The organism is Actinomycetospora sp., assembly GCF_055612215.1.
Window position 1 is genome coordinate 1 of record NZ_JBVPVA010000782.1, and the last position, 8,860, is coordinate 8,860.

Sequence of the window (8,860 nt, forward strand, 5' to 3'; positions counted from 1 at the left end):
ACCCGCGAGGAGGTCATGGACGCGTTCCGCGACTTCCAGAAGGGCCGCCTGGGGGCGGTGCCGGCCGAGCGGGTGGCGCACGCCGGGGCGTCGCGGGGCGTGCGGACGACCTAGCTCCTCAGTGCTCGGCCATCCACCGGCGCGTGAACTCGTCCTCGGCGTCGAGCAGCGCGCCGACCTGCTCGTTGACGACCGACTCGATCTTCCCGGCCACGAACGGCACCGGCACCTCGGCGCTGCCGTCGACCGTGCTCTCCGAGCCACCCTCGACGTCGTGCAGCGACTGGCGGCCGGTCAGCTTGCCGGGCAGCCCGCGCACGGTCACCTCGAACGTGCCCCGGTAACCGCCGCCGGCCTCCGGGGTCCAGGTCTCGACCCGGTCGAGCACCAGGTCGCCGCCGGTGAACTTCCGCATGACCGACGGCAGGAACTGCACGTCCACGGAGTGCCGGAGCTTGAGGCGCGCGCCGGAGTCGTCGACGGTGCGCTCGAGCAGCGCCGGATCCTTCCCTCCGAGTTCCTTCAGCCGTGCCTCGAGATGGTCGGCGTCGACCAGCACGCGGTACACGGACTCGGCGTCGGCATCCCAGCCGGCACGGTGGGAGATCGTCTGGGCCACGAGTCAGGAGGCTACCGTCGTGGGCGTGTCCAGCCCGACCACGAGGCTCGCGCCGTCGCCCTCCGCGACCCCGCTCGCCGCCCTGACGACGCTGCGCCTTGGCGGGCCGGCGCGCCGACTCGTCCGCGCCGGGACCGCCGAGGAGATCGTCGCGGCGGTCCGGGCGGCGGACGCGGCCGGTGAGCGGCTGCTCGTCGTCGGCGGCGGCTCGAACCTCGTGGTCGGCGACGACGGGTTCGACGGCACGGTGGTCCACCTGGAGTCCCGCGGGCACACCGTCGAGCGGCACGACGGCGAGGCGCTGCTGTGCGTCGAGGCCGGGCAGGACTGGGACGAGCTGGTCGCCGCGACGGTGGACGCGGGTCTCGGCGGGCTCGAGTGCCTGTCGGGCATCCCCGGCTGCGCGGGCGCGACCCCGGTACAGAACGTCGGGGCCTACGGCGTCGAGATCGCCGACCTGCTCGTCGACGTGACCCTCCACGACCGCGCCACCGACGAGGTCGTCACCGTCCCGGCCGCCGACCTCGGGCTGGACTACCGGACGAGTCGGCTCAAGCACGGTGGGGCGACGGGGGACGGTGGCGGGGCCCGCGAGGTCGTGCTGGCCGTCCGCTTCCGGCTGACCACCGACGGCCTCTCCGCGCCGATCCGCTACGCCGAGCTGGCCCGCACCCTCGGGGTGGAGCCCGGCGAGCGCGCGCCGCTGGCCGACGTCCGGGCGGCCGTCCTCGGCCTGCGCCGCGGCAAGGGCATGGTCCTCGACGAGGCCGACCACGACACGTGGAGCGCCGGCTCCTTCTTCACCAACCCGGTCGTCGCGCCCGCCGTCGCCGACGAGGTCGCGCGCCGCGCCGCCGCCGCCGACCAGCGCCCCGTTACGGCCTGGCCGACCGCCGACGGCCGGGTGAAGCTCTCCGCCGCCGCGCTCATCGAGCGTGCCGGGGTCCCGCGCGGGCACCCCGGCCCCGACGCCGGGGTCCGGGTCTCCACCCGTCACACGCTCGCGCTGACCAACCGTGGCGGCGGGACGACGGCGGAGCTGCTGGCCCTCGCCCGGGACGTCCGCGGCCGCGTCGAGGAGGCCTTCGGGGTGCGTCTCGTGCCGGAGCCTGTGCTCGTCGGGTGCGCGCTGGACTGAACGGGCGAGCGCACGCCGTCAGGTGATTCGTCCGCGACGTGGGACACACCAGTGACGGGGTTCGGGTCGGCGTCGTTGTGTCATCCGGGGGACCTGGTACGGCGGAGCGGGGACGGATGAGGACGACGGAGAAGTCGGTCGGGCGGGTGCTGCCGGCCCTCGTCGTCGCGGTCCTGGCCCTGGTGGCGGCCTGTTCGGGGGGCGGCCAGGGCGCGGGGGGAGCCCCGCCGCCGGCGCCGCCGGTGCCCGTCGTCTACGCGCCCGCCGCGAACGCCACGGAGGTGACCCCGACGACGCCGGTGTCGGTCTCCCTGCCCGACGGCCGGTTGTCCGGGGTCGCCCTGACGCCGGCCGGCGGCGCGCCCGTGGCGGGCGCGCTCGCCCCGGACGGGAAGCGCTGGACGGCCTCCGCGCCGCTGGCCTACGCCACCACGTACGCCTGGAGCGGCACGGCGACCGCCGCGGACGGGCACTCGAGCCCCCTGGGCGGCACGCTGCGCACCGTCGCGCCGCGGGCCCAGCTCGAGGCCACGCTCAACATCGGCGACGGCCGCACCGTCGGCGTCGCCGCGCCGATCGAGCTCCAGTTCGACGGCCACGTCGCCGACCGCGCCACGGCGGAGCGCGCGCTCGCGGTGCAGACCTCGACGCCCACCGAGGGCTCGTGGGCCTGGCTCCCGGACCAGGACGGCGGGTCGCGGGTCCACTGGCGGCCCAAGGAGTACTGGGCGTCCGGCACGAAGGTCACCGTGACCGCGACGCTGCTCGGGGTCGACCTCGGCGGCGGGGCGTTCGGGCGCGAGGACGTGAGCTCGCACTTCACGATCGGGCGCTCGCAGATCGTCAAGGCCGACGTGAACAGCTTCCGGATGATCGTGCTCCGCGATGGGGCGCAGGTCATGGACCTGCCCGCCTCCTACGGCGTCGACGCCGACCCGAACCGGACCACGCGCTCGGGCATCCACGTCGTCACCGAGAAGTTCACCGACAAGCGGATGGTCAGCCGCCAGTACGACTACGACGCCGTCGAGCAGTGGGCCGTGCGGATGAGCAACAACGGCGAGTTCATCCACGCCAACCCCAAGTCGGCCGCCGCGCAGGGCTCGAGCAACGTCACGCACGGCTGCGTGAACCTCTCGATCGACGACGCCAAGGCCTACTACGACACCGCGATGTACGGCGACCCCGTCGAGGTCACCGGCACCCCGATCCAGCTCTCCGCGCGCGACGGCGACGTCTACGACTGGACGGTGCCGTGGTCGACGTGGAAGGGGCAGTCGGCCCTATAGGTAGGTGGCCTTCGGCCTCGTGAGCACTTTCCCGTGTCATAGGGCGGATTACTGCTCACGAGGGCTACGCCCACCTATGGAACCGCATCCCGCTCGCCTGGTCCCGCGGCTTCATCACGACGGTGTCGATGTTGACGTGGCTCGGGCGGCTCATGACGAACGCGACGGTGGCGGCCACGTCGTCGGCCGTCAGCGGGGTGATCCCGGCGTAGACCTTGTCCGCCCGCTCGGCGTCGCCGCCGAAGCGCACCAGCGAGAACTCGGTCTCGACGGCGCCCGGCGCGATCTCGGTCAGCCGCACCGGCTGGCCCAGCAGCTCCCCGCGCAGCGTGCGGTGCAGCGCGCCCTCGGCGTGCTTGGCGGCGGTGTAGCCCGACCCGCCGTCGTAGGTCTCCAGCCCCGCGATCGAGGTGATCGTGACGACGTGCCCGTCGCCGGAGGCGATCAGCGAGGGCAGCAGCGCCTTGGTCACCCGCATCGTGCCGAGGACGTTGGACTCCCACATCCAGCGCCAGTGGTCCTCGTCGGCCTCCATGACCGTCTCGGTGCCCTTCGCGCCGCCGGCGTTGTTGACCAGGGCACGCACGTTGCCCAGGTCGCGCACCCGCTGCACGAACGTCTCGACCGACGCCGCGTCGGTGACGTCGAGGGGCAGGGCGGTGCCGCCGGTCTCGTCGGCGAGCTCGCGGAGGCGGTCGAGGCGCCGGGCGCCGAGCACGGGGTGCCAGCCGTCGGCGGCCAGGGCCCGCGCGGTCGCGGCGCCGATCCCGGAGCTGGCTCCCGTGACGACCGCGACCGGACGGTCGGAGGCGGGGGTGGGTGAGGTCACGGGTCGCCACCCTAGAGCCCGCTCCGGGCGGACGCCGCCGTCGTCCGTGCCTAAGCTGACGACCGTGATTCCGGCGGCGAGGACGGCGACGGACGGCTCACCCACCGCACGCGGGAGGGCCCGGCCGGACGGAGGCGGATCCCCGGGACCCTCGCTCCGGGCGCGCCCGCCCTCCCCGGTGCGCCGCGCCCCCCGCCGGGTCGCGGTGCTCTCGGTGCACACCTCCCCGCTCGCCCAACCGGGCACCGGGGACGCGGGCGGCATGAACGTCTACATCGTGCAGACGGCCCTCGAGATGGCGCGCCGCGGCGTCGAGGTCGAGATCTTCACCCGCCAGACGTCGTCGGACCTGCCCCCGGTCGCCGAGCTCGCGCCGGGCGTCCTCGTCCACCACGTCGTCGCCGGCCCGTTCGGCGGACTCGGCAAGGAGGACCTGCCCAGCCAGCTGTGCGCGTTCACGGCGGGGGTGCTGCGCGACGAGGCCGCGCAGGAGCCCGGGTGGTTCGACGTCGTCCACAGCCACTACTGGCTCTCCGGCCAGGTCGGGTGGCTCGTGCGCGACCGCTGGGGCGTCCCGCTCGTGCACACCGCCCACACCCTGGCCAAGGTCAAGAACGCCTCGCTCGCCGCGGGCGACCGCCCCGAGCCGCTGCCGCGGGTGGTCGGCGAGGAGCAGGTGGTCGCCGTGGCCGACCGTCTCGTGGCCTCGACGCCGGCCGAGGCCGAGGCGCTCGTCGCCCAGTACGGGGCGGACCCCGACGCCGTGCGGACCGTCGCGCCCGGCGTCGACCTGGAGACCTTCACCCCGGACCTCGACCGGGGCCTCGCCCGCACCCGGCTGGCCCGCGAGGCCGGCGTCGCGATCTCCGACGACGACGTCGTGCTCGCCTTCGTCGGGCGCATCCAGCCGCTCAAGGCTCCCGACGTGCTGCTGCGCGCCGCCGCCGAGATGATCGCCCGGCGCCCGGAGCTCCGCGGCCGGCTGCGGGTCCTCGTCGTCGGCGGCCCGTCGGGGTCGGGTCTCGACCGCCCGCGCGCCCTCGCCGGGCTCGCCGCGGACCTCGGGATCGCCGACGTCGTGCGCTTCCTCGCCCCGCGCTCCGGTGCGGCGCTCGCCGAGGTCTACCGCGCGGCCGACGTCGTCGCGGTCCCCAGTCACTCCGAGTCGTTCGGCCTCGTCGCGCTGGAGGCGCAGGCGTGCGGGACGCCGGTGGTGGCGGCCGCCGTCGGGGGCCTGCCGGTGGCGGTCGCTGACGGCCGGTCGGGCCTGCTCGTCGCCGACCACGCGCCGTCGTCGTGGGCCGACGCCCTCGAACGCGCGGCGCTGGACCGCCGGTTGCGGGGCCGGCTCGCGGCCGGTGCCGTCGAGCACGCGACGGTGTTCTCCTGGGACCGCACGGCGGACGCCCTGCTGGCCACCTACGCCGAGGCCATGGCCGCCCGCCGGGCCGGCGCGACGCTGCAGGGGGTGGCGGTGTGACCGACCTCGCCGGTCTCGAGGAGGTCGTGGTCGCGGCCCTCGACGAGCGCGAGCTCGCCTACGAGCGCCGCGACGCGGGCTCGTTCTTCGTGACGCTGCCCGGGACGAAGAAGCTCCAGACCAACTGTTGGCTGGTGCTCACCCCGCACGCCCTGCTCGTCGAGGCGTTCGTCTGCCGGCGCCCGGACGAGAACCACGAGGGCGTCTACCGCTGGCTCCTGCAGCGCAACTCCCGGCTCTACGGCGTGCACTACACGCTCGACGACGTGGGCGACATCCACCTCGTCGGGCGGGTCGCGCTGCACGCGATCACCGACGACGAGCTCGACCGCGTCCTCGGCCAGGTCCTCGACGCCGCCGACGGCGACTTCAACGTGCTCCTCGAGCTGGGCTTCGCCTCGTCGATCCGCCGTGAGTGGGCCTGGCGCGAGTCGCGCGGCGAGTCGCTGGCGAACCTGCGGGCGTTCTCGCACCTGGTGTCCGGTTCCGACGAGGGCTGATCCCGGCCCGTGCGGGCGATCCGCTCGGCATGACCGGCCGCGTACGGGCGGGTAGGTTGGCGTGACCCAGCGCACCGACACCCCCTGCGGTGCGCGTGTCCTGGCTCATCGAGGAGACCCTGTATGACCGTGCGCAGCCCCTTCGCCGACCTCGACATCCCCGACGTCGGGCTGCCCGAGTTCCTGTTCTCCGACATCACCGACCACGCTGACTCGATCGCCGTGATCGACGGGTCCACCGGGGCGCAGATGACCTTCGCCGAGCTGGCGGACGGTGTCGACCGCTTCGCCGCGGCGCTCGGCGAGCGCGGGCTGGGCAAGGGCGACGTCATCGCCCTGTTCGCACCCAACAACCCGTACTACCCGGTGGTCTTCCACGGCGGTCTGGCGGCCGGCGTCGCCGTCTCGACGGTCAACGCGCTCTACACCCCCGACGAGCTCGCCTTCCAGCTGCGCGACTCCGGCGCGAAGGTCCTCGTCACGGTCTCCGCGTTCCTCGACCGCGCCCGCGCCGCGCTGCGCGAGGAGGGCCTCGCCGTCACCGAGGTGGTCCTGCTCGACGACGCCCGCGACGAGGCGTCGACCCCGATGCCCGAGAACACCCTCGCGGACCTGCTCACGACGACCGCCGAGCGCCCCACGGTCGAGGTGACCGGCGATGACGTGGCGGCCCTGCCCTACTCCTCGGGCACCACCGGGCGGGCCAAGGGCGTCGTGCTGACGCACCGCAACCTCGTCGCCAACCTGCTGCAGGTCCAGGCGGTCGGCACGCACGTGACGTCGTCGACGAAGATCCTCGCGGTTCTCCCGTTCTTCCACATCTACGGCATGACCTGCATGATGAACCAGGGCATCCACGCGCGGGCGACGGTCGTGACGATGCCGAAGTTCGACCTCGCGGAGTTCCTGCGGATCATCTCGGAGTACCAGGTCGACCGGGTCTACGTCGCTCCGCCGATCGCGGTGGCCCTGGCCAAGCACCCGATGGTCGAGCAGTACGACATCGACTGCGTCGACATCGTCTTCTCGGGCGCGGCGGCCCTGGACGCCGAGCTCGGCCACGCCATGGGCAAGCGCCTCAACTGCACGGTGCTGCAGGGCTACGGCATGACCGAGCTGTCGCCGGTCAGCCACTGCATGCCCGACGACCGCCCCGAGATCGACCTGTCCTCGATCGGCCTCGCGCTGCCGAACGTCGAGTGCAAGCTGGTCGACCCGGAGACCGGCGAGGAGGGCTCGCGCGGCGAGCTGTGGGTGCGCGGCCCGAACGTCATGCGCGAGTACCTCAACAACGCCGAGGCGACGTCCTCGACGCTGGACGAGGACGGCTTCCTGCACACCGGCGACGTCGCGACGGTGACCGACGAGGGCGTCTTCTACATCGTCGACCGCGTCAAGGAGCTCATCAAGTACAAGGGCTACCAGGTGCCGCCGGCCGAGCTCGAGGCCCTGCTGCTCGCCAACGACTCGATCGCCGACGCCGCCGTCATCGGGGTCAAGGACTCCGACGGCGAGGAGATCCCGAAGGCGTTCGTGGTCAAGCAGCAGGGCGCGGAGATCTCCGAGGACGAGGTCATGTCGTTCGTGGCCGAGCGGATCGCGCCGCACAAGAAGGTGCGGGTCGTGGAGTTCATCGACGAGATCCCGAAGTCCGGGTCCGGGAAGATCCTGCGCAAGGACCTCCGTGCCCGCGAGACCGCGTCGGCCTAAGGTCGCTGACCAGCGCCACAACGCCTCTGACTTGCAGCAACGGCGAATGTCCGTTGTGAGGTCTCCGTAGGCGTTGGGGCGCTGCGTCGTTCTGGGGCGGAATCCAGTGGCACGGACCGGATCTTGCATAGTCGATCAAGCCTCACCGCCGAGCCACCGCCTGGCGCCGGAGCAGTGGGGCCTCATCCACGACGGCGCGCCCGAGGGCTGCCAGACCGCCCGCACAGCCGCAAGCGCCCACCAACCAGCACCACGCCAGCCATCGAGGAGCGGGGCGCTTGCACCCGCACGACCGGTCCGGCAGGGCAGCGCCCGCGCCGCCGAGGGAGAGGCCCCGAAGCGGCACGCGTCGAGGCGGCGAGGGTGAGACGGCAGACAATCAGCTGCCATAGGTTGTTGCTTCAAGTAAAATTGCTACAAAGAGCACGCGGCAATGAGAAGGGAGAAGCTGATGACGAGCGCAACGTCGCCTTCGAGGATTCTGGAGATCACCAAGGCGCACCTGGAGGAGGAGTCGTCCCGGCTCTTCCGACGGACCTGGCTCGCCATGGTCGGTGAGAGCGCCCTCATCGGCGCCCTCAGCGCGGTCGGGATCATCGCTGTCCTCGGCAGCACCGCTGAGACCGCGACCGTCGCCGGCTTCACCCTCGGCCTCCCGCAGTTCACCGCTCTGGGCGTCGCCGCCATGGCGATGCTGCTGGCCCTGCCGAACAAGTTGGCACTGCGACGGGTGGCCGTCGTGAAGGCGATCAGCTTCGCGGCACTGTTCGTCGCAGGAGCCGTTTACTACCCAGTTGGCGCGTGGGCGGTCAACATGCCGGGAGCGCTCCTGGCCGCGGCCGTAGCCCTCGCCGGCATGGCCGAGTTCATCCTCCTCGGGAGCGCCAACTTCGTCTCCGAACCGAGCGCTCCCGCCAACGAGGACCGCTGACCGCTCCCTCGAGACCCCGAGGGCCGCGGCCAGGTCCACGCCGAATCGGTAGCAGGTGCGGTCCTGCTGCCGTCTGACGCGGAACGCGGAACCACCAGGGAACGGACCGCCCGTCACTGCGATGTCCGTCGCCTGTACTTCTTGGTGGAACCGCTGCGAACCAAGGTCGTTCAAGACCCTGCGCAAGGACCTCCGTGCGCGGGAGCAGGCTCCCGCGTCGGGCCGCTGGCCTGGTCCGCGGCGACCCGGCACCATCTCGGACGTGAGCAACAGCGGCGGTGACTCCGACAGCGTCCTCTCGCTCTGGTCCGAGGGCTCGGTGCTCTGCATCGGGTGTCGCGGCTCGGTCCTGTCGATCGGCTCC

General features: G+C 72.9%; 8 protein-coding genes. 6 read left to right on the forward strand and 2 right to left on the reverse strand.

Features of this window, described 5'->3' with window-relative positions; genetic code table 11:
* Positions 1-118 precede the first annotated feature (118 nt).
* Positions 119-619, reverse strand: coding sequence for a DUF2505 domain-containing protein (locus AC0CYZ_RS21395; RefSeq protein WP_472219027.1), 501 nt, complete (start codon positions 617-619; stop codon positions 119-121).
* 25 nt (positions 620-644) lie between these two features.
* Here AC0CYZ_RS21395 and AC0CYZ_RS21400 point away from each other — a divergent pair, with 25 nt between their 5' ends.
* Both AC0CYZ_RS21400 and AC0CYZ_RS21405 read left to right on the forward strand, forming a co-directional pair.
* Complete coding sequence (locus tag AC0CYZ_RS21400; RefSeq protein WP_472219029.1) at positions 645-1,757, forward strand: UDP-N-acetylmuramate dehydrogenase; 1,113 nt, start codon at positions 645-647, stop codon at positions 1,755-1,757.
* 116 nt (positions 1,758-1,873) lie between these two features.
* Positions 1,874-3,046 carry a L,D-transpeptidase gene (locus AC0CYZ_RS21405; protein ID WP_472219031.1) on the forward strand — a complete coding sequence of 391 codons (1,173 nt, stop codon included), beginning with the start codon at positions 1,874-1,876 and terminating at the stop codon, positions 3,044-3,046.
* A gap of 64 nt (positions 3,047-3,110) precedes the next feature.
* On the opposite strand, the gene AC0CYZ_RS21410 is transcribed toward AC0CYZ_RS21405, so the two are convergent.
* Positions 3,111-3,875 carry an SDR family NAD(P)-dependent oxidoreductase gene (locus tag AC0CYZ_RS21410; RefSeq protein WP_472219033.1) on the reverse strand — a complete coding sequence of 255 codons (765 nt, stop codon included), beginning with the start codon at positions 3,873-3,875 and terminating at the stop codon, positions 3,111-3,113.
* Between the two features lie 178 nt (positions 3,876-4,053).
* Between AC0CYZ_RS21410 and mshA the strand changes: the two genes are divergently transcribed.
* The 4 genes from mshA (at position 4,054) to AC0CYZ_RS21430 (ending at position 8,496) form a co-directional block, all read left to right on the forward strand.
* Complete coding sequence (mshA, locus tag AC0CYZ_RS21415) at positions 4,054-5,355, forward strand: D-inositol-3-phosphate glycosyltransferase (RefSeq protein ID WP_472219035.1); 1,302 nt, start codon at positions 4,054-4,056, stop codon at positions 5,353-5,355.
* Entirely contained in the window at positions 5,352-5,855 is a 504-nt protein-coding gene (locus AC0CYZ_RS21420) for a type III secretion system chaperone family protein (RefSeq protein WP_472219037.1), read from the forward strand. The genes mshA and AC0CYZ_RS21420 overlap by 4 nt, the downstream gene beginning before the upstream one ends.
* Before the next feature lie 123 nt (positions 5,856-5,978).
* Positions 5,979-7,565 carry an AMP-binding protein gene (locus tag AC0CYZ_RS21425; RefSeq protein ID WP_472219039.1) on the forward strand — a complete coding sequence of 529 codons (1,587 nt, stop codon included), beginning with the start codon at positions 5,979-5,981 and terminating at the stop codon, positions 7,563-7,565.
* Positions 7,566-8,016: 451 nt separating this feature from the next.
* Positions 8,017-8,496: a hypothetical protein gene (locus AC0CYZ_RS21430; protein WP_472219040.1), complete on the forward strand. Its 480-nt coding sequence runs from the start codon at positions 8,017-8,019 to the stop codon at positions 8,494-8,496.
* Positions 8,497-8,860: the final 364 nt, after the last annotated feature.